This window comes from Bradyrhizobium cosmicum, assembly GCF_032290525.1.
In the GTDB taxonomy this organism is placed as follows: domain Bacteria; phylum Pseudomonadota; class Alphaproteobacteria; order Rhizobiales; family Xanthobacteraceae; genus Bradyrhizobium; species Bradyrhizobium cosmicum_A.
The window spans coordinates 476,899-499,162 of record NZ_JASXTA010000003.1 but is presented as its reverse complement, the minus strand read 5'-3'; the positions used below and the strand labels follow the sequence as shown (position 1 = coordinate 499,162).

Here is a 22,264-nt window from a genome sequence, read left to right as displayed (position 1 = left end):
GCGCGCGGCATCGGCCTGGACAACCGCATCGGCACCAAGTTCCTGCATGCCGGACCCGGCTTCGGCGGCTCGTGCTTTCCCAAGGACACCAAGGCGCTGATCAAGATCGCGCAGGACTACGACGTCTCCTTGCGCATCGTCGAATCCGTGCTGGCGGTCAACGAGAACCGCAAGCGCGCGATGGCGCGCAAGGTGAGCCAGGCGCTCGGCGGCTCGCTGCGCGGCAAGACCGTCGCCGTGCTCGGCCTCACCTTCAAGCCCGACACCGACGACATGCGCGATGCGCCGTCGATCCCGCTGGTCACCGGCCTGATCGACATGGGCGCCAAGGTCAAGGCGTTCGATCCGGTCGGCATGGAGCAGGCCAAGGGCGAATTGCCCAGCATCATTTATTGCGAGGATGCCTATTCCTGCGCGGAAGGCGCCGATGCGATCGTCATCGTCACCGAATGGGTCCAGTTCCGCGCGCTCGATCTCGACCGGCTGAAGACGATCATGGCCCAGCCCGTCATCGTCGACCTCCGCAACATCTACCGGCCCGAGGAGATGGCGGCGGCCGGCTTCACCTACGAAAGCGTCGGCCGGCCGTCGGCGCAGGGCTGACGATCCACCGCCGCGCATAATTCCGTCATGGCCGGGCTTGTCCCGGCCATCCACGTCTGTTTCTAGTCCAAGACGTGGATGCCCGGCACAAGGCCGGCATGACGAATGGATAGACTTTGCCCCGCAGCTTCGACACGCCCCTTCCGATCGATGCCGTGCTCGACGACCTCTCGCGCACGCTGGAGGCGCATAACGCCGCCGTTCTGGTGGCTCCTCCCGGCGCCGGCAAGACCACGCGCGTGCCGCTGGCGCTGCTCGACGCGCCCTGGGTCAAGGGCAAGAAGATCATCGTGCTGGAGCCGCGCCGGATCGCCGCGCGCGCCAGCGCCGACCGCATGGCCAAGTCACTGGGCGAGCGCGCCGGCGAGACCGTCGGTTATCGCGTCCGCTTCGGCTCGAAAATCTCGCGCGCGACGCGCATCGAGGTTGTGACCGAAGGCATTTTTACGCGCCAGATCCTCGACGATCCCGAACTGTCCGGCGTTGCCGCCGTCCTGTTCGACGAATTCCACGAGCGTTCGCTCGATGCGGACATGGGCCTTGCGCTGGCGCGCGACGCGCAGACCGGCCTGCGCGAGGATTTGCGCATCCTCGTGATGTCGGCCACCCTCGACGGCGCCCGCGTCGCAAAATTGCTCGGCGAGGCGCCCGTCGTCAAAAGCGAGGGCCGCGCCTTTCCGGTCGAGACGCGCTATCTCGGCCGCAAGCCGGATGCGCCGATCGAGCGGCAGATGGCGGATGCGATTGCGTCCGCGCTGCGCGCCGACGCCGGCTCGGTGCTGGCGTTCCTGCCGGGCGCCGCCGAAATCCGTCGCACCCAGAATTTCCTCGGCGAGCGCGTGCAGGATGCCAGCATCGAGATCGTGCCGCTGTTCGGCGCGCTCGATGCCGCCGTGCAGGATCGCGCGATCTCGCCGGCACCGAAGGGCACGCGCAAGGTGGTGCTGGCGACCTCGATCGCGGAAACCTCGCTCACTATCGAAGGCGTCCGCATCGTGGTCGATTCCGGGCTTGCCCGTGTGCCGCGCTACGAGCCCGACATCGGGCTGACGCGGCTCGAGACCGTGCGCGCCTCGCGCGCTGCGGTGGACCAGCGCCGCGGCCGCGCCGGCCGTACCGAGCCCGGTGTCTGCTACCGCCTCTGGGACGAGCCGCAGACGGCCTCGCTTGCGCCCTACACGCAACCGGAAATCCTCAGCGCCGACCTGTCGTCGCTGGTGCTCGATCTCGCCCAATGGGGCGTCGCTGATCCTGCAGCGCTGTCGTTCCTCGACCCGCCGCCCGCGCCGGCGTGGAAGGAAGCCAAGAGCCTGCTCGAAGAGCTCAACGCGCTCGACGGCGACGGCCGCATCAGCGCGGAAGGCAAGAGCCTGCGCGCGCTGGCGCTGCCGCCGCGGCTGGCGCGTATGATCGTGGATTCGCATCGCGCCGGAGCGGGCGAAGCCGCCGCCGAGATCGCGGCCATCATCACCGAGCGCGGGCTCGGCGGCGACAGCATCGATCTCGAGCACCGCCGCGACCAGTTCCGGCGCGACCGCTCGCCGCGTGCTGCGAGCGCGCGCGATCTGGCGCGGCGCTGGGCTTCGCAGGTGGCGACGTCCGAGAAGGCCGGGCAGCAGGACGAACTCTCCACCGGCCTGATGCTCGCCTATGCCTTCCCGGATCGCGTCGGGCGCAATCGCGGCAATGGCAGCTTCGTGCTCGCTAACGGCCGTGGCGCTGCCGTGGAGCAGACCTCCTCGCTCGCCCGCGCGCCCTATATCGCGATCGGCGAGATGACGGGCACGGCCGCGAGCGGACGCATCCTGCTTGCCGCGCAGATCACGCAGGATGAGATCGAGCGGCATTTCGCCGAGCATATCGAGAGCGTCGACGAGATATCGTTCGACCGCGGCGCGATGGCGCTGCGTGCACGCCGCAAGCGCGCGCTGCACGCGATCACGCTCTCCGAGGCGACGCTTGCCGTGTCGCCCTCGGAAGCGACGGCGCGCATCTTCGCCGATGGTCTGATCGCAGCAGGCCTCGACCGGCTGCCCTGGTCGAAGGCCGCAAAGCAGTGGCGTGACCGCGTGATGTTCCTGCGCAAGGCCGAAGGCGACAGCTGGCCGGATCTGTCCGACGACGGATTGATCGCGCGGCGTGACGATTGGCTGGTGCCTGCGCTCTACGACAAAATCGCCCTCAAGGACATCTCCGCCGGCGATCTCTCCGACGCGTTGATGGCTTTGCTGCCGTGGGAGATGCGCGCGCGGCTCGACCGCGAGGCGCCGACGCATTTCGAGGCGCCGACGGGGACCGTGCTCGCGATCGAGTACGAGGCCGAGCAGGGGCCGACCATCGCGGTACGGCTGCAGGAATTGTTCGGCCTCAACACCCACCCGTCGATTGCCGCCGGCAAGGTGCCGCTGGTGCTGGAATTGCTGTCGCCGGCGCAGCGCCCGGTGCAGGTGACGCGCGATCTCCCCGGCTTCTGGCGCGGCAGCTACGCCGCCGTCCGCTCCGACCTGCGCGGCCGCTATCCGCGCCATCCCTGGCCGGAAGATCCTGCGAATGCGCTGCCGACCCGGCGGGTGAAGCCGCGCGGCACGTGAAGCCGCATTAACCGTCCGCTCATCCTTTTCGTCAAAATAGCACGGCTCTCACCGCGGCGTGGCTCGCGGCCGGGCGTGCCGCGTGGTGAAATCGAGCTTTCCGGCTTCGAGTGGTGTGATGCGTAACATTGTGATCATCGCGGCCGTCATGATCGGTCTCGGTACCTTCATGGCGCAGATGGCGGACAAGATGAGCTCCGCGTCCGCCACATCCGTCCCGCGCACGACGGTGGCAATCGCGTCCACGGCGCCGGCCGGTGGCCGCAGCCTCAGCATCGGTCGCGACGGCCGCGGCCATTTCCAGACTGAGGGCCGGATCGACGGCCAGCGCATCGGCTTCATGATCGACACGGGTGCCTCCGTGGTGGCGCTGAACGAGACCTCGGCCGCCCGCTTTGGCGTTCGCCCCTCGCGCGGCGAGTACAAAGCCACGGTTTCCACCGCCAACGGCACCATCAAGGCCGCCCGCACCCGCATCGCCATGCTCGAGGTCGGCGGCCTCGTCGTGCGCGACGTCGATGCCATGGTGCTGCCGGACGAGGCGCTGTCCGAGAACTTGCTCGGCCTCTCCTTCCTCTCCAGGCTCAAGCGATTTGAGTACGCCAACGGCCAGATGGTGCTGGAGCAGTAGGTCCGCTTCAATTGGCCTGATGGGGCCTCCCTTAAGGGCGGGCGGGGTGCTATATTCCGTCCATGAACAGCCTCGACGCGATTGCTATCCTGCGACAGTCCGAGCCTGCCCTGCGCGAGCGGGGCGTTTTGCATGCCGCGTTGTTCGGTTCGGTCGCGAGGAGTGAAAATCATGCCGGCAGCGACGTCGATATCATGGTCGAGATCGATCCCGAGGCGCGGATCACTGTCTTCGACTACGTCGAGCTCAAGGAATATATTGCGAACCTTTTTGACGGGCCGGTTGATGTCGTCAATCGCGACGGTCTGAAATCATACGTCGCGCCGGCGGCGACGGCTGACGCTGTCTATGCCTTCTGATCGCATCGACGGGGCCTTGCAGGACGTCCTGCATCACATCGATCTGGCGACGGCGTTCGCCGGAGGTCTCGATCGCAATACATTCGCGGCGGACCTGCGGGCCGTCTATGCTGGTGTCTGGAAATCATTTCAGAGGCGTCTCGCCGCCTGCCAGAAGAACTGAAGGCGAGGCACCCAGCGATCGCATGGAGACAGATGGCGGCGGCGGGCAATGTCTATCGCCACAACTATGAGGACGTTGCAGCCCATATTGTGTGGGAGACCGTTCAACAGGCCCTCCCAGCTCTCAGGGCAGTCATTGAAGATGAGATGGCACGTCCATAGCTGATCTGGCCAAAAATGCAGGTCTCTCCCAGCACACCATTCCCCGTTACCAAACTGCCGCAATTATCAGCCATAAGCTGCCATTCCCGCCTTCCGCTGCGGCCCGGCATTCGCTAAGGCTGCATCAATTCCCGCCATTTTCACGAGACCGCCTCAATGTTTCCCAAGCCGAAATCCGTCTTGCTGCCCAATACCTACGCCTTCGAATCCGAGCCGATGGTGAAGGCCACGGGGTTTCGCGAATACGACGCGCGCTGGCTGTTCCAGAAGGAAATCAACCTGATGGGTGTGCAGGCGCTCGGCATGGGCCTGGGCGCGCTGATCGCGGAACTTGGCGTCAGCCAGGAGATCGTCACCGGCCATGATTTCCGCGGCTATTCGGCCTCGATCAAATATGCGCTGATCTCCGGCCTGATGGCGGCGGGCTGCAAGGTGCACGACATCGGGCTTGCGGTGACGCCGATGGCCTATTTCGCGCAGTTCGATCTCGACGTGCCCTGCTGCGCGATGGTCACGGCCTCGCACAACGACAATGGCTGGACCGGCGTCAAGATGGGCGCCAATCGCCCGCTGACCTTCGGTCCCGACGAGATGACGCGGCTGAAGGAGATCGTGCTCAATGCCGATTTCAAGAACAAGGCCGGCGGCTCCTATCAATTCCACGAGAATTATCCGTCGCGCTACATCGCCGATCTCACCAGCCGTCCGAAGCTGAAGCGCAAGCTCAAGGTCGTCGCCGCCTGCGGCAACGGCACCGCCGGCGCGTTCGCGCCGCAGGTGCTGGAAGCGATCGGCTGCGAGGTGATTCCGCTCGACACCGAGCTCGATCACACCTTCCCGAAATACAATCCGAATCCGGAAGACATGGAAATGCTGCACGCGATCCGCGACGCGGTGCTGCAGCACAAGGCCGATGTCGGCCTCGGCTTCGACGGCGACGGCGACCGTTGCGGCGTCGTCGACAACACCGGCGAGGAGATCTTCGCCGACAAGGTCGGCGTGATGCTGGCGCGCGACATGTCGGCGATCCACAAGGACGCGCAGTTCATCGTCGACGTGAAGTCGACCGGCCTCTTCGTCACCGATCCGGTGCTGCAGAAGCAGGGCGCCAGGACCACCTATTGGAAGACCGGCCATTCCTACATGAAGCGTCGCACCAACGAGACGGGCGCGCTCGCGGGCTTCGAGAAGTCCGGCCATTTCTTCTTCAACAAGCCGTATGGACGCGGCTATGACGACGGCCTGGTGTCGGCACTCGCGATCTGCGACATGCTCGACCGCGCGCCCGGCAAATCGATGGCCGATCTGAAGAACGCGCTGCCGAAGACCTGGTCGTCGCCGACCATGTCGCCGCATTGCGTCGACGAGGTCAAATACGGCGTCATCGACCAGGTGGTGAAGCATTTCGAAGGATTGCAGGCCAAGGGCGCCAGCATCGGCGGCCAGGCGATCCGCGATCTCGTCACCGTCAACGGCGTGCGCGTCACGGTCGAGGACGGCAGCTGGGGCCTGGTGCGCGCCTCCTCCAACAAGCCCGAGCTCGTGGTCGTGGTCGAGAGCCCGGTCTCCGAGCAGCGCATGCACGACATGTTCGAGATGGTGAACAGCGTGCTGCGCACGCATCCCGAAGTCGGCGAGTACAATCAGAAGATCTGAGGCGGCAAACGCGTGCCACACGCGCCGTGTCATGCCCCGCGCAGGCGGGGCATCCAGTACGCCGCGGCTTCTCGATCGATTTCAGGCGTCACGGCGTGCTGGATCGCCCGGTCAAGCCGGGCGATGACAGTCTGCGTGTGGTGAGACCTAAGCCGCCGCCACCGCCGGAATCGGCAGCGTGGTCACCGATTTGATCTTCTCCATCGCGAAGCGCGAGGTGACGTTCTTCAGCGGCACGGCGCTGATCAGCTTCTTGTAGAAGATGTCATAGGCCTGCATGTCCGCGACCACGACGCGCAGCATGTAGTCGACGTCGCCGGCCATGCGATAAAATTCCATCACCTCGGGCATGGCGCTGACGGCTTCGGCGAACCTCTTCAGCCAGGCGTCGGAATGGTCGGCGCTCTCGACCGAGACAAACACGGAGATGCCGAGCCCGATCTTGTTCTGGTCGACCAGGGCTACGCGCTTGATGATGACGCCGTCGGCTTCCAGGCGCTGGATGCGCTTCCAGCAGGGCGTCGAGGACAGCCCGACCCGGTCGCCGATTTCGGCGACGGACAAAGAGGCATCTTCCTGCAGTACCATCAGGATCTTGCGGTCGATGGCGTCGAGGCGGCGGCTGGTCTCGGGGATCTGGACGGCAAGGTCGGTCATTTGAAGAACTTTGTTCCATTGCAAGGGGCGATTCCCCTCATATAGAGAAAATCATTCTATGACAAGCCTGTTATCGCGGCGTCCCGGCGGCAGGCGCCCCGGAGAGCGGGCGCAAAACCTTTCAACTTCAATGTGTTACGCGGGTGTCCTGACGCCGTCGCTGCTACAAGCCACTCTTGTCGTGCACCCAGCGGCCGAGCAGGTGATGGGCGATGGCGAAGGGGTGGGGGCCGGCGAACCCGTCGGGATGCGTCCGCGTCAGCATCAGGGCGGCCTCATCGCGTGTGAACCAGCGCGCGTCCTCGAGCTCGGAATGGTCGACGACGATGTCCTCGCTCACGGCCCGCGCGCTGCAACCGATCATCAGCGATGACGGATAGGGCCAGGGCTGGGTCATGTAATACTGCACGTCGGTGCAGCGGATCCCGGACTCCTCCAGTATTTCGCGGCGCACCGCGTCCTCGATGGTCTCGGCGGCCTCGACGAAGCCGGCGAGGCATGAATACATCCCCGGCGGAAACTGCTTCTGGCGGCCGAGCAGGCACTTTTCGCCGGAGGCGACGTGCATGATCACGACGGGATCGGTGCGAGGAAAGTGCTCGGCCTTGCAACTCGGGCACTCGCGCTTCCAGCCGCCTTCCTTCATCGCGCTGCGCGTGCCGCAATTGGCGCAATAGCCGTGGCGCTGATGCCAGCTCACCATCGACTTCGCCATCGCGATCGCCGACAGCTCTTGCGGCGGAATCGCGCCCTGCATCGCCATGCCGCGCAGCTCGGTGAGGCTGTAGTCCTCGCGGCCGACCAGCTTCTCGGCGGCGGCCTGCGACAGGCCCATGCCGAACATTGCCGCACCATCCCGCAAGCCCAGGAAGATCGTGCCGGGATTGGCGCCGCATTTCAGCGCCTCGTCGATTCCCAGCAGCGCGCGGATTTTCTCGCCCTCGTGCTTCACCAGCAGCGAGTCGCGGTGGACGACATAGGCGCGCGAGGACGGCTTCTGCTCCATCGCGAACAGCTTTTGGTCATCGCGGCGCAGATGCGCGGCGCGATCGAGGATGTTGGTGACGAAGGCCGGCTGTCCCAGCGGAAACGAGTCGAATGCTGACATTCTTGTTCCTTCAACCCAACCAGATCTTGCGGCGAAGCGCGCTGATGAAATTCTGCACCTCGGTGGCGTCGTGCGCCAAGGGTTGCATCACGCCCCAGACCGGGCGCGGCCATGCGGCGTCACTGGTGCGGCGCGCGATGATGTGGACGTGAAGCTGCGGCACCAGGTTCCCGAGCGCGGCAACGTTGAGCTTGTCGCAACTGGTGATCTCCTTCAGCGCGCGCGAGACGCGGGAGATCTCGGTCATCAGCTGCGCCTGCTGGACCTCGTCGAGATCGATGATCTCGACCGCGTCGGGCCGCCGCGGCACCAGCAGCAGCCAGGGATAATGCGCGTCCTTGATGACCAGCACCTTCGACAGCGGCAAATCGCCGATGTCGATGGTGTCCTCTTTCAGGCGGGAGTGCAGCAACCAGGCGGGATCAGACATCTGCGTTTCCGGATGGCCCGATGGGTTCGGGCCTATTTGGCCGGACCATACGATACGGAGTCTGCGAGGGGAAGGATGGCGCTCCCCTGCCGCTGCATACGCGATCGTCGCCCTGGACAAGCGCGCCCAAGGCGCCCGCCTCGGAATGACGTAATTACGCCTCCGCCAGCACGCGTGCATTGGTGCGGACCGAGGCTTCGCTGACGCGGATGCCGAGGCCCGGACCATCCGGCACCACGACATGACCCGCGCGGTTGGCGACGCGTTCTTCCAGTACGTCCTCGGTCAGCACGTGATGCGGCATGTAGAATTCGCAGCCGAGCGAGATGCCGGGCGTCGCCGCGATCAGCTGCGTGCCGGCCGCAAGCCCGATGCCGCCCTCCCACAGCGTGCCGCCATAGCCGGGCAGGCCGGCGATGTCGGCGATGGCCATGATCGCCTGCGCCTCGAACAGGCCGCCGGCCTTCATCAGCTTGATCGAGACGGCATCCGCCGCCTCGCGGCGCACCACCTCCATCATGTCGCGGCGATCGAAGCAGCTTTCGTCGGCGAGCACGGGCGTTTCCAGCGCCGCGGTGAGCTGCGCCATTACGTCGAGAAATTTGCGCGGCACCGGCTGCTCGATGAAGGTCGGCGCGAATTCTTCGACATCGCGCAAGATCTTGATCGCGCCGAACGGCGCCAGCGCCTGGTTGTAGTCGACGCGCAGATCGACCGTGTCGCCGAATTCTTTGCGGATCACTTCGAGATGATCGAGGTCCTCGCGATGCGATTTTACGCCGGTCTTGATCTTGTAGATGACGTTGCCGTCCGGAACCATTTTCCGCATGCGCTCCAGATCGGCGGCGAAATCGGGATCGGCAATCGAGAACGACAGCGGGATGGTATCGCGCACGCGGCCGCCGAGCAGGTCAGCAACCGAAAGTCCCGACGACTTGCCGACGATGTCGAGCAGCGCCATCTCGATCGCGACCTTGGCCTCGGCATGGCCGACCAGCGCACGGTCGAGCTCCGCCATCAGCGCGCGAATGCGGCGGACCGGCTTGGCGAGCACGATGGGGCGCAGATAGATATCGAGCGCGGAGAACGCGGCCTCCGGCGTTCCCGTGAACACTTCCCAGGGTGCGGCTTCGCCCCAGCCGACGACGCCGTCGCTTGCGGTGAGCTCGAGCAGCACGCGCTTCACCGTGCCCTTGACGTTGCCGACGCCCTGCAGGCGCGCCATCTTGATCGGGCTCTCGATCAAGAACAGCCTGAGACGTTCGACGGTCGCTTCGGTCATGTTAGGCCTCCATTGACGTGCCAGACCTGGCCGGTGACGTAGGACGCTTTTGGTGATGCCAGGAAGGCGATGATCTCGGCGACTTCCTCCGGGCGCCCGCGCCGGTTCATCGGGATCAGCGCCTCGGTCGCGGCGATCTGCTCGGGCGACAGCCGGCTTTCGCTGGGCTTGTCCTTGACGATGAGGCCCGGCGCAACTGCGTTGACGGTGATGCCCTCCCTGGCGAGCTCGATGGCGGTGAGCCGTACCAGCGCTTCGAGCGCGGAACGGCTCGCAGCCGTCGCGGCGAAGGGCGCGAATTCGGGACGGATCGCATGCGCCACGAACGACGACACCGCCACGATCCGCGCATCTCGTCCCGCACGCAGCTGCGGAAGAGCAAGCTTGACGAAACGTGTGAAGGCGAGGGCCGATTCGTCCATCGCCTGCAGGAATTGATCCGCGGGCGTGCCGATCGCACTGCCGCGCCGGGCGTGACCTCCGATCAGGATCAATCCGTCAAGCCGGCCAAAATCGAGATGGGCGGTCGCGCAAGCAAGCGTCAGGGCCACTTCATTAGCGAGATCGCCGAGGCATGTTGCAACAGCAGCACCGCTTGCTTTGGCTTCCGTCGCGGTCGCCTTGAGTCCGTCTTCGTTCGATCGGGTATGCAGCACGAGCCCGACGCCGGGGGCTGCGAGCAGTTTTGCGGTGGCGCGGCCGATGCCGCTGGCGGCACCGGTGACGAGATAAACGCGATCGATATCGGACATTATGAAGCCGTTGTGGCCGGCGGCAATGCGCCGGTGCGGTGGAAATGGCTGAGGAAGGCGCGTGTGGCGGCTTCCCTCGGATGGTCGATCACCTGCCGCGCCGGGCCTTCCTCGACGACGATTCCGTCGCGCATGAAGATGAGGCGATCGGCGACCTCGCGGGCGAAGGCGATCTCGTGGGTCACGATCACCATGGTCATGCCTTCGGCGGCCAGCTGCTGGATCACGGCGAGGACTTCGCCGACGAGCTCGGGATCGAGCGCGGACGTGGCCTCGTCGAACAGCATGACATCAGGCTCCATCGCGAGCGCGCGTGCGATCGCGACGCGCTGCTTCTGCCCGCCGGAGAGCGTCGCGGGATACTGGTCGGCCTTCTCGGCGAGGCCCACCTTCGCAAGTTGCGCGCGCGCGAGCGTCTCGGCGTCGGCCCTGGCCATGCGCCGCACCGTGACCGGCCCCTCCATCACGTTCTGGAGCGTCGTCATGTGCGGGAACAGATTGAAATGCTGAAACACCATGCCGGTGGTGGCGCGGAATCTTGCGAGAGTCTTGACGTCGGGCAGATTCGCGCCTTCGCCGAACTGGAAGCTTATATCGCCGACCCTAACGCTACCGCCATCAGGCGTCACCAGCAGGTTGATGCAGCGGAGCAGCGTCGATTTGCCCGAGCCGGACGGCCCGATCAGCGCCACGACGCCGCCCTTGGCGACGTCGAGGCTGATGTTCTTCAGGACCTCGTTGCTGCCAAAGCTCTTGCGAAGGCTGCGAATCTCGATTTTTGACGTGTCGTTCATTCGCTGACCGCCAGTCGCTTTTCACCGCGGCGGACGATAATGGTGAGCGGAATCAGGATCGCCGCATAGGCGACTGCGACCGCGGTGTAGGTTTCCAGCGGCCGGTAGCTGTCATGGGCGGCGACCTGGCTTTGATAGACGAGGTCAGGCACCGCCAGCACCGAGACCAGCGAGGTGTTCTTGAACTGGATGATCGACTGGTTCATCAGCGCCGGGATCATGCGCGTGATCGCCTGCGGCAGCACGATTCGCCGCATCGACTGGCTAGGAGTCATGCCGAGCGCGGCGCCGGCTTCCGACTGACCACGGTCGATCGAGATGATGCCGCCGCGGATGATCTCCGAATAGAACGAGCCGCCATAGAGCGAGAGCGCCAGCGCCGAGGCCGTGATCGGCGTCATCTCGACGCCGGCGAGGATCGGCAGCGCGTAATAGAACCAGATCAGCTGCACCAGGATCGGCGTGCAGCGGAACGCCTCGATGAAGGTGAGGGCGATGAGCCGCACCACCTTGAAACGCGACAGGCTGCCGAACGCCCCGAACAGGCCGAACACGAGGCCGAGCACCACGATGACCACGGTGAAGCCGACGGTGACGCCGAGCCCGTTGAGAAAGAGCCAGCGATAGCTCCAGAGGATGCCGAAGTCCCACTGATACATGCGTGCTTAACTCGTCGTACGCCTTGACCGCTGGCATTGTCGTTCCGGGGCGATGCGAAGCATCGAACCCGGAACCTCGAGATTCCGGGTTTGCCCTTCGGGCGCCCCGGAATGACACCGTGAAATTTACAACGAAACGCCCGGCGGGATGTCCGCTTCGGTCACGCCCACCAGCTCCATGTTGGTGATGATCGCGTTGCGGATGAAGCCGAGACCCTTGTTGAAGTCGATCCAGGTGTTGACGAAGTCGCGCCAGGTCTTGTCGGTCTCGCGGCGGAAGCCGGCATTCGACGTCGTCGCGAAAATCGGCGTCGGCAGCACGAACTGGCCGAGCGAGGGATTCTTCTTCAGCACCGTCAGCGACAGCATCGTGATCAGGCACTGCGCGTCGACACGGCCGGTCTGGAGCGCGGCGGTGGCATCGTCCGCGGTCTTCAGCCGGGTGATCTGCGCCTTCGGCGTCAGGCGGCTGACGACCTGGTCGTGCGAGGAGCCCTGGTCGACGGCGATCTTGACATCGGGCGAGTTCAGTTCGGCCCAGCTCTTCGGCTTGAAGTCCTTCTTGCACAGGATGCCGAAGGCGTTGTTGAAGACCGGCACCGAGAAGTCGATCACCAGCGCGCGCTTCGGGGTCGGGTTGAGGCCGAAGAAGATGTCGATCTTGTTGGACTGCAGATCGAGCACCGAATTGCCCCAGGTGGTCTCGGTGATCTCGAGCTCGGCCTCCATGTCGTCGGCGAGCCCCTTGGCGATGTCGACGTAAAAGCCCTTCCACTGGCCGCTGGCGAGATCCTTCATGTAGTAGGGTGCGCCGCCGCCGACCGCGCCGATCCGCATCTTCTTGGTCCGGCGGATGCGGGCGAAGGTCGATTCGTTGGGATCGGCAGCGGTCTGCGCCACGGCCGGGGAGGCCAGCGTGGCCGCAGCCATCGCGCCGATGGCGCCAAGTCCGACTATCGATGCAACATCACGACGTGTAACCATTGGGATCAATCGCTTTTCTGGTTGGATGAGTTCCGTCAAGCGTTCTTACCAAGGCGTCTCTGGCAGAGAAAGCACAGCCTGTCGGCTGGGCAGGCCGGGAATTGCCCGGATGCTGGGCAAACCCAACCCGTTCAAGGCGATCCCCGCTTGCTTTCCCGCCCTTTTGGCCCCAAATAGGGACCGGGAGATTGGCGGTGGACGAGCCACTCGCCAACCGGGTCAGGTCCGGAAGGAAGCAGCCCTAACGAGGTCCGGATCGGGTCGCTCGTCAGTCTCCTACCTGTTTTTTCGAGCGAATTGCGCCGGCGGCTCAAGCCGCCAGCGCGCTCCTGTCCGCAAACGCCGGCCGAAAGACATTTCATTGCGGATCGACCGATGACCGACGCCGGCGCCCCTCCCAATCCTGACAGCGCCAGCCAGGCTGGCAACGCGCCTTACCGGGTGCTGGCGCGCAAATACCGCCCCTCCAGCTTTGACGATCTGATCGGCCAGGAGGCCGTGGTCCGCACTGTTTCCAATGCGTTCGAGACCGGGCGGATTCCGCAGGCTTGGATTCTCACCGGTGTCCGCGGCGTCGGCAAGACCACCACCGCGCGCATCCTCGCCCGTGCGCTCAACTACGAGATGCCGGACGGTTCGGTGAAGGGCCCGACCATCCACATGCCGACCCTCGGCGTGCATTGCCAGGCGATCATGGAAAGCCGGCACATGGACATCCTGGAGATGGATGCCGCCTCGCATACCGGCGTTGACGACGTCCGCCAGATCAATGACAGCGTGCGCTACGCGCCGGCCAGCGCCCGCTACAAGGTCTATATCATCGACGAAGTCCACATGCTGTCGACGGCGGCGTTCAACGCCTTCCTGAAGACGCTGGAGGAACCGCCGGAGCACGCCAAATTCGTGTTCGCGACCACCGAGATTCGCAAGGTTCCGGTTACGGTACTATCGCGCTGCCAGCGTTTCGACCTGCGCCGGGTCGAGGCCGACGTGCTGATGAAGCATCTCGCCAATGTCGCTGCCAAGGAAAGCGTCGAGATCGAGCCGGAAGCGCTCGGCATCATCGCGCGCGCCGCGGAAGGCTCCGTGCGCGATTCGCTGTCGCTGCTCGACCAGGCGATCGCGCATGCGGCCGGCGCGGTGAAGGCCGATGCCATCAGGCAAATGCTGGGGCTCGCCGATCGCACCCGCGTCATCGACCTGTTCGATTCGCTGGCGCGCGGCGACATCGCGGCCGCCTTCAAGGAGTTCCGCGACCAGTACGATGTCGGCGCCGACCCGATCGTCGTGCTCTCGGATCTTGCCGAGTTCGTCAATTTCGTCACCCGCGTGAAGATCGTGCCAGCGACGGCCGACAACGTCGCCTATGGCGAGACCGAACGGGTGCGCGCACGCGAGTTCGCCGCGAAGATCTCGATGCGCGTGCTGTCGCGGATGTGGCAGATGCTGCTCAAGGGCATCACCGAGGTGCAGGCCGCGACCCGCCCCGCCGCGGCCGCCGAGATGGTGCTGGTGCGCATCGCCTATGTCGCCGACCTGCCGACGCCGGACGAAGCGCTCAGGATGCTGGAGCAGAACGGCGGCGGCTCGCCGGTCGTGAACGGCGGAAGTGCGGCGCGCAGCAGCGCGCCGGCCGCGCCGATTGCCTCTGCGGCCCCGGTTCGCATGCCGAATTCGTCGCCGTCCTCGTTCGGCGGTGGCGCTGCCCGGCCGCAGATGGCGGCACCGGCGCCGGATCCGCAAGCCACAGCGCCGCAGCTGCGCATCACCAGCTTCACCCAGCTCGTCGCGCTCGCCGGCCAGAAGCGCGACCTCATGACCAAGGGGGCGCTCGAAGGCGACATGCGCCTCGTGCGTTTCGAGGAGGGCCGGCTGGAAGTCGCGCTCGAGCCCAACGCCTCCAAGACCATGATCTCCGAGCTCGCACGCAAGTTCGAGCTGTGGACCGGCCGGCGCTGGACCGTGATCGTCTCCAACGAGCAGGGTCAGCCGACACTGCGCTCGGTAAACCAGGCGGCCAAGCAGGAACATGCCCGCTCCGCCGAAGCCGATCCGCGCGTGCAGGAGGTGCTGTCGCGCTTCCCCGGCGCGAAGGTCGTCGAGGTTCGAAAGCTTGCCCCCGAGACGCCGGAATCCAATATTAACGCCGACTATGGCAGTGACGATCCGCCCGACGGTTCCGACGCCGACGACGATCTCTAGAGCCGATCTTTCCAAGGACGAACACCCATGGCTGATTTTCTCGGCATGATGAAGCAGGCGGCACAGCTGCAATCCAAGATGCAGGAGATGCAGGATGCGCTTGCCAATGTGGAAGTCGAAGGCATCTCCGGCGGCGGCCTCGTCGCCGTGCGCATGACCGCGAAGATGGACGTCAAGGGCATCAAGATCGATCCCTCGCTGATGAAGGCCGAAGAGCGCGAGGTGCTCGAGGACCTGCTCGTCACTGCGCTCGGTGACGCCCGCCGCAAGGCGGAGACGGCGGTGCAGGAAAAGATGCAGTCGCTCACCGGCGGGCTCGGCCTGCCGCCGGGGCTGTTCGGCCAATAAGATGGGCGCGGTTGCAGGTCCCGAGATCGAGCGGCTGGTTCAGCTCCTCGCGCGGCTGCCGGGCCTCGGTCCGCGCTCCGCGCGGCGCGCGGCCCTGCATCTGATCAAGAAGCGCGAGGCGCTGATGATGCCGCTGTCCGGCGCCTTGCAGGTTGCGCTCGAGAAGGTTCAGGTCTGCAAGACCTGCGGCAATATCGACACGCAAAATCCCTGCACCGTCTGCACCGACCCGCGCCGCGATCCCTCGATCATCGTCGTCGTCGCCGATGTCGCCGACCTCTGGGCGCTGGAGCGGGCCAATGCCACCCAAGGGCGCTATCACGTGCTGGGCGCGACGTTGTCGCCGCTCGACGGCGTCGGCCCGCAGGATCTCACCATCGATACGCTGGTGGCGCGCGCGCATGATCCGCAGGTGCAGGAAATCATCCTGGCGCTGAATGCGACGGTGGACGGCCAGACCACGGCGCATTACATCACCGACCTGCTCCAGGACGCCAACGTAAAAGTAACCCGGCTGGCCCATGGTGTGCCTGTCGGCGGCGAGCTTGATTATCTCGATGAAGGTACGCTATCGGCCGCGATGCGGCAGCGGACCTTGTTCTAGCACTCCTACAGACTTACGGAACGGACGACATGACGAAACTTTTCGCCACTCGATTGGCTTTGGTTGCGACCATGATGATGCTGGCGACCCCGGCCATCTCCGCGCAGCAGGGCGATGACGCGGCGCCGCCGCCGAAGCCCGGCAAGCCGATCAACACCGGCGACGTGCTCTCGGGCGAGCTGAACGCGATGAAAGTGCGCGACGCCAAGAACGGCGGCAAGAAGGTTGCGACCTACCAGATCACCTCGGAGCCGCGCCGCCTGCCGCCGCCGAACGGGCTGTGCAATCTCGAGACCGGCCCCGAGACGTTCCAGCTCGTCCCCAGCGGCGACGCCCAGGCCGCGCAGTTGAAGACCTTCGCCGGCAAGGAGATCTCGGTCAAGGTCGATGAGGTCGCCTGCGCCAGTGATCCCGGCCAGATGAGCGAAGCTGTGATCACGAAGTGGAGCATCATCAGGAAGCAGTAGTGGGGCGCGACGCGTTCTCCACAATTGCGGTGTCGTCGCCCGGCTTGACCGGGCGACCCAGTACGCCGCGGCTTCTCGGTCGATCACAACTGTCTCTGGAATACTGGATGCCCCGCTTTCGCGGGGCATGACAGCGAGCGCTACGCTATACCCTTACCGGTCCCAGCACTTCAAAGTGTCCGCGCTTCTGCAGCCAGCTGAGCAACATCAGGCTCGGCACTGCCACCAGCACGCAGATCACGAAGAACAGCGGCCAGCCGGTCGCCTTGGCGACGTAGCCGGCCACCGACGACAGATACGTGCGCCCCACGGCCGCGAGCGCGGTGAGCAGCGCATATTGAGTCGCCGTATGCAGCGGGTTCTGGCACAGCGCGGAGAGATAGGCGACGAAGATCACGGTGCCGATCGCGCTGGTGAAGTTCTCAGCTGTGATGGCGAAGGCGAGCGCCCATTGGCTGGTGCCGATGAAGGCCAGCCAGGAGAAGGAGAGATTGGCCAGCGCCTGCACCACGCCGCCGATCCAGAGGCTGGTCGAAAGCGAATAGCGCCGTGCCACGAACCCGCCGGCGAAGCCGCCGATCAACGTGGCGGCAAGCCCGACGCCCTTCACGATCGCCGCATAATCGTTGCGGGAGAAGCCGAGATCGATCACGAACGGCGCCGTCATGGTGCCGGAGAACGCGTCGGTGAACTTGAACAGCACCACGAAGGCCAGCGCCGCGAGCGCGTCCTTGCGCGACAGGAATTCAGAGAATGCGCCGATCGCGGCGTGCAGCACGCGTGCGAACGCCGTCTCGGCTTTCGTCGCCGCCTCGGCCCGCGCCGATTGTTCGGGCTCGGTCGCGGCCAGCGCCGTGATCGTTCCGATCAGCACCATGGCCGCCATCACGACATAGCCCCACATCCAGGCCGACGTGCGCGCAATGCCGGTGCCCTCGAAGCCGGAGACGATGAACAGCGCGCCCGCGGTCGAGACCAGCATACCGATGCGATAGGCCGCGACATAGGACGCCATGCCGGCGGCCTGCTCGCTCTCGGGCAAGCTCTCGACGCGGAAGGCGTCGACCACGATGTCCTGCGTCGACGACGCCGTTGCGACCAGCAGCGCGCCGAGCGCCACGTAGAACGGCGAGCGCGCCGGATCGGTCAGCGCCAGCAGCAGGATCGCGACGATCAGCAGCAGTTGCGAGAACAGCAGCCAGCCGCGGCGGCGGCCGAAGGCGCGGGTGAACAGCGGCACATGGAGCGCATCCACCAGCGGAGCCCACAGGAATTTCAGCGTGTAGGGCGTGCCGACCAGCGCGAACAGCCCGATGGTGCCGAGATCGACGCCGGATTCCCGCATCCACACCAGCAGCGTCGATCCCGACAGCGCCAGCGGCAGTCCGGACGAGAAGCCGAGGAACAGCACGATCAGCACCCGCGGTTGCAGGTAAACGGCAAGGCTGTCACGCCAGGAGGTCGCAGCGGCGGAGCTGGTGGCGGGGGACGTCGCGTCGGGTGCGGTCATGGGGTGGTGTTAGCAGATTCTGGGGGCGGCGAGGGAGGTGTCGTCGCCCGGCTTGATCGGGCGACCCAGTATTCCAGAGGCAGGGCTTATGGGGGACCTGCTATCTCCGGATAAAGATCGTTCCAATCCGGATTGTCTTTCTCAATCAGCGCGATCTTCCATGCTCGCTTCCATTTCTTGAGTCGCTTCTCGCGCTTGATCGCGTTCTCGGGATCATCGAACTGCTCGAAGTAGACGAGCCTGACGACGTCGTACTGCTCTGTGAAGCTCTCAATCAGCTTTGATTTGTGTTCCGCTACCCGGCGGATGAGATCGTTAGTCACGCCGATATAGAGGGTGCCGCCGATTTTGCTGGCGAGTATGTAGACGTAATAGCTGCGCGTTCCCATTTGGGGTCTCTGGAATACTGGGTCGCCCGGTCAAGCCGGACGACGACAGCCGAGATTGCGGCCGCAGTCTCGAACAAGTCATTCCCCCGCCTGAAGCTTCCGCGGGAACAGCTCTGCCGCACCGGTCGCCACCAGATGCGGGGCTTCGGGTGCATCGGTCTTGCTGAAATCGAGCTCCTCGATGCGGCCGGCGCGCTTCTCGATCTTGTCGGCCGAGATCAGGATTTGCCGCACGTCCTCGTTGGCGTCGGCAAAGTGCTTCTGCAATTTGAGCACGCGGTCGCGCAGGCGGCCGAGATCGTCGCCGAGCTTGATCACCTCGGTTTGGATCAGATCGGCGGCGTCGCGCATGCGCGCGTCCTTCATGATCTGCTGCATCACCTGGATCGCCAGCATCAGCAATGACGGCGACACCAGTACGACGCGGGCGCGATAGGCCTTCTGGATCACGTCGTCAAAGCCGTCATGAATCTCGGCGTAGACCGATTCCGACGGCACGAACATCAGCGCCATCTCCTGGGTCTCGCCGGCGACGAGATATTTTTCCGCGATGTCGCTGACATGCTTCATGACGTCGCCGCGCAGCCGCTGCGTGGCGATCCGCTTCTCCTCGTCGCTGCGGGCGTCGTGCAGCGCGGTCATCGCCTCCAGCGGAAATTTTGCGTCGATGCAGAGCGGGCGCTGGTCGGGCAGGAACACCACGCAGTCGGGTCGCTTGCCGGTCGAGAGCGTGAACTGGAACTCGTACGCCCCCTTCGGCAGTCCGTCCTGGACGATCGCCTCCATCCGCGCTTGGCCGAAGGCGCCGCGCGACTGCTTGTTGGCGAGCACGTCGCGCAAGGTGGTCACCTGGGTGGTGAGGTCGGTGAGGTTCTTGTGGGCGCTGTCGATGATGCCGAGCCGCTCGTGCAGCGCGCGCAGGCTGTCCATGGTGTTGCGGGTCGAGTGTTCCATGGACTGGCCGACGCGGTGGGTCACAGAATCCAGCCGCTCGTTGACCGCGCGGGCCATCTCGGCCTGGCGGCCGGCCAATGCCTGGGTCATGGCGTCGGCGCGGCCGGCGGCCTCGCTCTGGGCGTGCAGCACCTGGCTGAGGCGCTCCTCGAGCTCGTCGGCGCGGATGGCATTCGCCATCGCGAGTTCCGCGCCGCGCCGCCCCGATCGCGCGATCACCACCGCAATCGCCACCAGCAGGATCAGGACGAGGGCGCCGAAGCCGATCAGTGCATCGATGGTGCGTACCGGCCAGTCGCCGGCGACGAAAATGATCTCGTTCATGCCTGCCCTTCTAGCCGATTCGGCGGGACGCACGAACGAATAGCGAACATTTCCGGTAAATGCCCCGTTAATTTTTATGGTTAACGAAACCCGAAGTTTTATGGTTAGCGGAGGGTTAACGGGGTTCCCCGCCGCATTGACCGCATCCGGCGCGCGGCTTAAATCGCCGCCATGGCCCTCAGAGAAATCATCATCCTGCCCGACAAGCAGCTGCGTCTGGTCTCCAAGCCGATCGAGAAGGTCACGGCCGAGATCCGCAAGCTTGCCGACGACATGTTCGAGACCATGTATGACGCACCCGGCATCGGGCTGGCGGCGATCCAGGTCGCGCAGCCCTTGCGGCTGATCACCATGGATCTCGCCAAGCGCGACGAGAACGGCGAGACCAAGCCGCTTCCGCGCGTCTTCATCAATCCTGAAATCATCGCCTCCTCCGAGGACCTGTCGGTCTACGAGGAAGGCTGCCTGTCGATCCCCGAATATTACGAGGAGGTCGAACGGCCCGCCAAGGTGCGCGTGCGCTTCACGGATCTGGACGGCAAGGTGCACGAGGAGGACGCCGAAGGCCTCTATGCCACCTGCATCCAGCACGAGATCGACCATCTCAACGGCGTCCTGTTCGTCGACTATCTGTCGAAGCTCAAGCGCGATCGCGTGATCAAGAAGTTCGAGAAAGCCGCCAAGCGGGCGGAGTAGCCACGCCCTCCGCCGTCATGCCCGGCCGAAAGCGCAGAGCGCGTCTTTAAGCTAACGTGTCGGGCGTCCACGTTCTTTGCCGCCGCAAGCAGGAAGAACGTGGATGGCCGGGACAAGCCCGGCCATGACGAGTACGTTGCTCGTTTCCGAGGATTGTCTCGCCACATGCCCCTCCGCCTGATCTTCATGGGCACGCCCGATTTCTCCGTGCCGACGCTGCTCGAGCTGGTCGCGCACGGCCATGAGATCGTGGCGGTCTACACCCGCGCGCCGAAGCCGGGCGGGCGGCGCGGGCTGCAATTGCAGCCGACGCCGGTCGAGGAGGCGGCGCGAAAGCTCGGCGTTCCCATGCTGACGCCGAAGACGCTGAAGACAGAGGAGGCGCTGCAAGAGTTCCGCGCGTTCGATGCCGATGCCGCCGTCGTCGTCGCCTATGGCATGATCCTGCCGCAGGCGATCCTCGATGCGCCGAAGCTCGGCTGCTACAATCTGCACGCTTCGCTGCTGCCGCGCTGGCGTGGCGCTGCCCCCATCAACCGCGCGATCATGGCCGGTGACGCCGAGAGCGGCGTCATGGTGATGAAGATGGACGTTGGCCTCGACACCGGCGACGTCGCCATGGCCGAGCGCCTTCCGATCACCGACACCATGACAGCGGTCGATCTGCACGATCGCCTCTCGCGCTTGGGTGCCGATTTGATGGTGCGTGCGATGGCCGCGCTCGACCGCGGTGGGCTCCAGCTCAAGAAGCAGAGCGAAGATGGCGTCACCTATGCCGCCAAGATCGACAAGGCCGAGGCGCGCATCGACTGGAGCAAGCCGGCGCATGAGGTGCTGCGCCATATCCACGGCCTGTCGCCGTTCCCCGGCGCGTGGGCAGAGCTTGAGAATGCGCGCGTGAAAATCCTGCGCTGCGAATTGGCGAAGGGTTCGGGCGCGCCGGGCGAGGTGCTCGACGAGCAGCTCACCATTGCCTGCGGCGAGGGCGCGATCCGTATCCTCGAGCTGCAACGCGAAGGCAAGGCGCGGATGCAGGCTGTGGAGTTTTTGCGCGGCGTGCCCGTCAAGCCGCCGATGCGGCTGGCCTGATGCCCCGCTACAAGCTCACCATCGAATATGACGGCGCGCCGTTCTTCGGCTGGCAGGTGCAGGAGACGCTGCCCTCGGTGCAGGGGGCGCTGGAGGCGGCGGTGAAGGCGATGATTGGCACAGATGCGCGGGTGCACGGCGCCGGCCGCACCGATGCCGGCGTGCATGCGCGCGGCCAGGTCGCGCATGTCGACATCGGGAAGCAGTTCCCGCCCGGGCGATTTCGCGATGGGCTCAACGCACATCTGCGCCCGCATCCGATTGCGGTTCTCGAAGCCGAGATCGTTCCCGATACTTTCGAGGCGCGCTTTTCGGCGACGAAACGCCATTACCGCTACCGCATCGTCAACACCCGCGCCAATCTCGCGCTCGATATCGGCCACGCCTGGCGCGTGCCGCGCAAGCTCGACACCGAGGCGATGCATGCCGCCGCGCAGCGGCTGCTCGGCAAGCACGATTTCACGACCTTCCGCGACACCGAATGCCAGGCGAAATCGCCGGAGAAAACGCTCGACCAGCTCGACGTGATGCGCGACGGCCGCGAGATCACGATCATCACCTCGGCGCGCTCGTTCCTGCACAGCCAGGTGCGCTCGATGGTGGGGTCGCTGGTCTGGGTCGGCGAGGGACGCTGGACCGCCGACGATCTCTCTGCAGCCCTCGCAGCCCGCAACCGCGCCGCCTGCGGCATCGTCGCCCCGCCGGACGGGCTGTATCTGATGAGGGTGGATTATTGAGGTGAGAGGCGAGAAACTCTCGCCACGTTCACCACTGTCATTCCCCGCGAAGGCGGGGAATGCAGTACGCCGCAGCTTCTCGGCTCGATCACTGCTGTCTCGGATTACTGGACC

The 22,264-nt window shown here is 65.2% G+C and carries 25 protein-coding genes and 1 other RNA gene; 15 read left to right on the top strand and 11 right to left on the bottom strand.

Features of this window, described 5'->3' with window-relative positions:
- The 7 genes from QSV46_RS08520 to QSV46_RS08490 all read left to right on the top strand — a co-directional run.
- Positions 1-603 (top strand): UDP binding domain-containing protein (locus QSV46_RS08520; protein WP_314949238.1); only part of this gene is annotated, 603 nt, incomplete at its 5' end.
- Between the two features lie 116 nt (positions 604-719).
- On the top strand, positions 720-3,194 hold the full coding sequence (gene hrpB / locus QSV46_RS08515; protein WP_314949237.1) for an ATP-dependent helicase HrpB: 2,475 nt from the start codon (positions 720-722) through the stop codon (positions 3,192-3,194).
- A 118-nt stretch (positions 3,195-3,312) separates the two neighbouring features.
- On the top strand, positions 3,313-3,825 hold the full coding sequence (locus QSV46_RS08510; RefSeq protein WP_314949236.1) for a TIGR02281 family clan AA aspartic protease: 513 nt from the start codon (positions 3,313-3,315) through the stop codon (positions 3,823-3,825).
- Between the two features lie 62 nt (positions 3,826-3,887).
- The gene (locus tag QSV46_RS08505; protein ID WP_314949235.1) at positions 3,888-4,184 is read left to right on the top strand and encodes a nucleotidyltransferase family protein; all 297 of its coding nucleotides are present in this window, start codon (positions 3,888-3,890) and stop codon (positions 4,182-4,184) included.
- A 16-nt stretch (positions 4,185-4,200) separates the two neighbouring features.
- Complete coding sequence (locus QSV46_RS08500) at positions 4,201-4,347, top strand: hypothetical protein (RefSeq protein WP_314949234.1); 147 nt, start codon at positions 4,201-4,203, stop codon at positions 4,345-4,347.
- The gene (locus tag QSV46_RS08495; RefSeq protein ID WP_314949270.1) at positions 4,302-4,508 is read left to right on the top strand and encodes a DUF86 domain-containing protein; all 207 of its coding nucleotides are present in this window, start codon (positions 4,302-4,304) and stop codon (positions 4,506-4,508) included. Before QSV46_RS08500 ends, QSV46_RS08495 begins: the two co-directional genes overlap by 46 nt.
- 156 nt (positions 4,509-4,664) lie before the next feature.
- Positions 4,665-6,164 carry a phosphomannomutase/phosphoglucomutase gene (locus QSV46_RS08490; protein ID WP_314949233.1) on the top strand — a complete coding sequence of 500 codons (1,500 nt, stop codon included), beginning with the start codon at positions 4,665-4,667 and terminating at the stop codon, positions 6,162-6,164.
- A gap of 147 nt (positions 6,165-6,311) precedes the next feature.
- Here the strand turns inward: QSV46_RS08490 and QSV46_RS08485 are convergent, their stop codons facing one another.
- The 8 genes from QSV46_RS08485 to QSV46_RS08450 all read right to left on the bottom strand — a co-directional run bounded on the left by QSV46_RS08485 (position 6,312) and on the right by QSV46_RS08450 (position 12,830).
- Positions 6,312-6,821, bottom strand: coding sequence for an Lrp/AsnC family transcriptional regulator (locus QSV46_RS08485; RefSeq protein ID WP_314949232.1), 510 nt, complete (start codon positions 6,819-6,821; stop codon positions 6,312-6,314).
- Between the two features lie 163 nt (positions 6,822-6,984).
- Complete coding sequence (nudC, locus tag QSV46_RS08480; RefSeq protein ID WP_314949231.1) at positions 6,985-7,929, bottom strand: NAD(+) diphosphatase; 945 nt, start codon at positions 7,927-7,929, stop codon at positions 6,985-6,987.
- Positions 7,930-7,939: 10 nt separating this feature from the next.
- Positions 7,940-8,359: an HIT family protein gene (locus tag QSV46_RS08475; protein WP_314949228.1), complete on the bottom strand. Its 420-nt coding sequence runs from the start codon at positions 8,357-8,359 to the stop codon at positions 7,940-7,942.
- 154 nt (positions 8,360-8,513) lie between these two features.
- Positions 8,514-9,641, bottom strand: coding sequence for a muconate cycloisomerase family protein (locus QSV46_RS08470; protein WP_314949226.1), 1,128 nt, complete (start codon positions 9,639-9,641; stop codon positions 8,514-8,516).
- Complete coding sequence (locus QSV46_RS08465; protein ID WP_314949224.1) at positions 9,638-10,393, bottom strand: SDR family NAD(P)-dependent oxidoreductase; 756 nt, start codon at positions 10,391-10,393, stop codon at positions 9,638-9,640. Before QSV46_RS08465 ends, QSV46_RS08470 begins: the two co-directional genes overlap by 4 nt.
- Complete coding sequence (locus QSV46_RS08460) at positions 10,393-11,187, bottom strand: amino acid ABC transporter ATP-binding protein (RefSeq protein WP_314949222.1); 795 nt, start codon at positions 11,185-11,187, stop codon at positions 10,393-10,395. The genes QSV46_RS08465 and QSV46_RS08460 overlap by 1 nt, the downstream gene beginning before the upstream one ends.
- On the bottom strand, positions 11,184-11,846 hold the full coding sequence (locus QSV46_RS08455; protein WP_314949221.1) for an amino acid ABC transporter permease: 663 nt from the start codon (positions 11,844-11,846) through the stop codon (positions 11,184-11,186). The genes QSV46_RS08460 and QSV46_RS08455 overlap by 4 nt, the downstream gene beginning before the upstream one ends.
- Before the next feature lie 126 nt (positions 11,847-11,972).
- Entirely contained in the window at positions 11,973-12,830 is an 858-nt protein-coding gene (locus QSV46_RS08450; protein ID WP_314949219.1) for a transporter substrate-binding domain-containing protein, read from the bottom strand.
- Between the two features lie 183 nt (positions 12,831-13,013).
- On the opposite strand from QSV46_RS08450, the gene ffs reads away from it, so the two are divergent.
- The 5 genes from ffs (at position 13,014) to QSV46_RS08425 (ending at position 16,451) form a co-directional block, all read left to right on the top strand.
- Positions 13,014-13,110, top strand: an RNA gene (gene ffs, locus QSV46_RS08445) — signal recognition particle sRNA small type.
- A 95-nt stretch (positions 13,111-13,205) separates the two neighbouring features.
- Positions 13,206-15,032 (top strand): DNA polymerase III subunit gamma/tau, encoded by a 1,827-nt coding sequence (locus QSV46_RS08440; RefSeq protein ID WP_314949217.1) that lies wholly within the window; start codon positions 13,206-13,208, stop codon positions 15,030-15,032.
- A gap of 27 nt (positions 15,033-15,059) precedes the next feature.
- Positions 15,060-15,380 carry a YbaB/EbfC family nucleoid-associated protein gene (locus tag QSV46_RS08435; protein ID WP_314949215.1) on the top strand — a complete coding sequence of 107 codons (321 nt, stop codon included), beginning with the start codon at positions 15,060-15,062 and terminating at the stop codon, positions 15,378-15,380.
- Between the two features lies 1 nt (position 15,381).
- Entirely contained in the window at positions 15,382-15,984 is a 603-nt protein-coding gene (gene recR, locus QSV46_RS08430; protein ID WP_314949213.1) for a recombination mediator RecR, read from the top strand.
- A 29-nt stretch (positions 15,985-16,013) separates the two neighbouring features.
- Complete coding sequence (locus tag QSV46_RS08425; RefSeq protein WP_314949211.1) at positions 16,014-16,451, top strand: hypothetical protein; 438 nt, start codon at positions 16,014-16,016, stop codon at positions 16,449-16,451.
- A gap of 145 nt (positions 16,452-16,596) precedes the next feature.
- Here QSV46_RS08425 and QSV46_RS08420 read toward each other — a convergent pair whose 3' ends face one another.
- From QSV46_RS08420 to QSV46_RS08410, 3 genes are all read right to left on the bottom strand, one after another.
- Positions 16,597-17,961 carry an AmpG family muropeptide MFS transporter gene (locus tag QSV46_RS08420; protein ID WP_314949209.1) on the bottom strand — a complete coding sequence of 455 codons (1,365 nt, stop codon included), beginning with the start codon at positions 17,959-17,961 and terminating at the stop codon, positions 16,597-16,599.
- 86 nt (positions 17,962-18,047) lie between these two features.
- Complete coding sequence (locus QSV46_RS08415) at positions 18,048-18,350, bottom strand: GIY-YIG nuclease family protein (RefSeq protein WP_314949207.1); 303 nt, start codon at positions 18,348-18,350, stop codon at positions 18,048-18,050.
- 78 nt (positions 18,351-18,428) lie between these two features.
- On the bottom strand, positions 18,429-19,628 hold the full coding sequence (locus QSV46_RS08410) for a DNA recombination protein RmuC (RefSeq protein WP_314949206.1): 1,200 nt from the start codon (positions 19,626-19,628) through the stop codon (positions 18,429-18,431).
- 171 nt (positions 19,629-19,799) lie between these two features.
- On the opposite strand from QSV46_RS08410, the gene def reads away from it, so the two are divergent.
- From def to truA, 3 genes are all read left to right on the top strand, one after another.
- A complete protein-coding gene (gene def, locus QSV46_RS08405; RefSeq protein WP_314949204.1) occupies positions 19,800-20,324 on the top strand; it encodes a peptide deformylase in 525 nt (174 codons plus the stop codon).
- A gap of 165 nt (positions 20,325-20,489) precedes the next feature.
- Positions 20,490-21,413: a methionyl-tRNA formyltransferase gene (gene fmt / locus QSV46_RS08400; protein ID WP_314949202.1), complete on the top strand. Its 924-nt coding sequence runs from the start codon at positions 20,490-20,492 to the stop codon at positions 21,411-21,413.
- Entirely contained in the window at positions 21,413-22,150 is a 738-nt protein-coding gene (gene truA, locus QSV46_RS08395; RefSeq protein ID WP_314949200.1) for a tRNA pseudouridine(38-40) synthase TruA, read from the top strand. Before fmt ends, truA begins: the two co-directional genes overlap by 1 nt.
- Positions 22,151-22,264 lie beyond the last annotated feature (114 nt).

Bases quoted from the DNA above. Each gene is read 5' to 3' on its own strand.
- recR (WP_314949213.1), top strand. From the start codon at position 15,382: ATGGGCGCGGTTGCAGGTCCCGAGATCGAGCGGCTGGTTCAGCTCCTC.
- fmt (WP_314949202.1), top strand. From the start codon at position 20,490: ATGCCCCTCCGCCTGATCTTCATGGGCACGCCCGATTTCTCCGTGCCG.
- QSV46_RS08460 (WP_314949222.1), bottom strand. From the start codon at position 11,187: ATGAACGACACGTCAAAAATCGAGATTCGCAGCCTTCGCAAGAGCTTT.
- QSV46_RS08475 (WP_314949228.1), bottom strand. From the start codon at position 8,359: ATGTCTGATCCCGCCTGGTTGCTGCACTCCCGCCTGAAAGAGGACACC.
- QSV46_RS08435 (WP_314949215.1), top strand. From the start codon at position 15,060: ATGGCTGATTTTCTCGGCATGATGAAGCAGGCGGCACAGCTGCAATCC.
- nudC (WP_314949231.1), bottom strand. From the start codon at position 7,929: ATGTCAGCATTCGACTCGTTTCCGCTGGGACAGCCGGCCTTCGTCACC.
- QSV46_RS08420 (WP_314949209.1), bottom strand. From the start codon at position 17,961: ATGACCGCACCCGACGCGACGTCCCCCGCCACCAGCTCCGCCGCTGCG.
- QSV46_RS08425 (WP_314949211.1), top strand. From the start codon at position 16,014: ATGACGAAACTTTTCGCCACTCGATTGGCTTTGGTTGCGACCATGATG.
- truA (WP_314949200.1), top strand. From the start codon at position 21,413: ATGCCCCGCTACAAGCTCACCATCGAATATGACGGCGCGCCGTTCTTC.
- QSV46_RS08415 (WP_314949207.1), bottom strand. From the start codon at position 18,350: ATGGGAACGCGCAGCTATTACGTCTACATACTCGCCAGCAAAATCGGC.
- QSV46_RS08485 (WP_314949232.1), bottom strand. From the start codon at position 6,821: ATGACCGACCTTGCCGTCCAGATCCCCGAGACCAGCCGCCGCCTCGAC.
- QSV46_RS08470 (WP_314949226.1), bottom strand. From the start codon at position 9,641: ATGACCGAAGCGACCGTCGAACGTCTCAGGCTGTTCTTGATCGAGAGC.
- QSV46_RS08450 (WP_314949219.1), bottom strand. From the start codon at position 12,830: ATGGTTACACGTCGTGATGTTGCATCGATAGTCGGACTTGGCGCCATC.
- QSV46_RS08505 (WP_314949235.1), top strand. From the start codon at position 3,888: ATGAACAGCCTCGACGCGATTGCTATCCTGCGACAGTCCGAGCCTGCC.
- QSV46_RS08440 (WP_314949217.1), top strand. From the start codon at position 13,206: ATGACCGACGCCGGCGCCCCTCCCAATCCTGACAGCGCCAGCCAGGCT.
- QSV46_RS08510 (WP_314949236.1), top strand. From the start codon at position 3,313: ATGCGTAACATTGTGATCATCGCGGCCGTCATGATCGGTCTCGGTACC.
- QSV46_RS08465 (WP_314949224.1), bottom strand. From the start codon at position 10,393: ATGTCCGATATCGATCGCGTTTATCTCGTCACCGGTGCCGCCAGCGGC.
- QSV46_RS08455 (WP_314949221.1), bottom strand. From the start codon at position 11,846: ATGTATCAGTGGGACTTCGGCATCCTCTGGAGCTATCGCTGGCTCTTT.
- QSV46_RS08490 (WP_314949233.1), top strand. From the start codon at position 4,665: ATGTTTCCCAAGCCGAAATCCGTCTTGCTGCCCAATACCTACGCCTTC.
- def (WP_314949204.1), top strand. From the start codon at position 19,800: ATGGCCCTCAGAGAAATCATCATCCTGCCCGACAAGCAGCTGCGTCTG.
- QSV46_RS08410 (WP_314949206.1), bottom strand. From the start codon at position 19,628: ATGAACGAGATCATTTTCGTCGCCGGCGACTGGCCGGTACGCACCATC.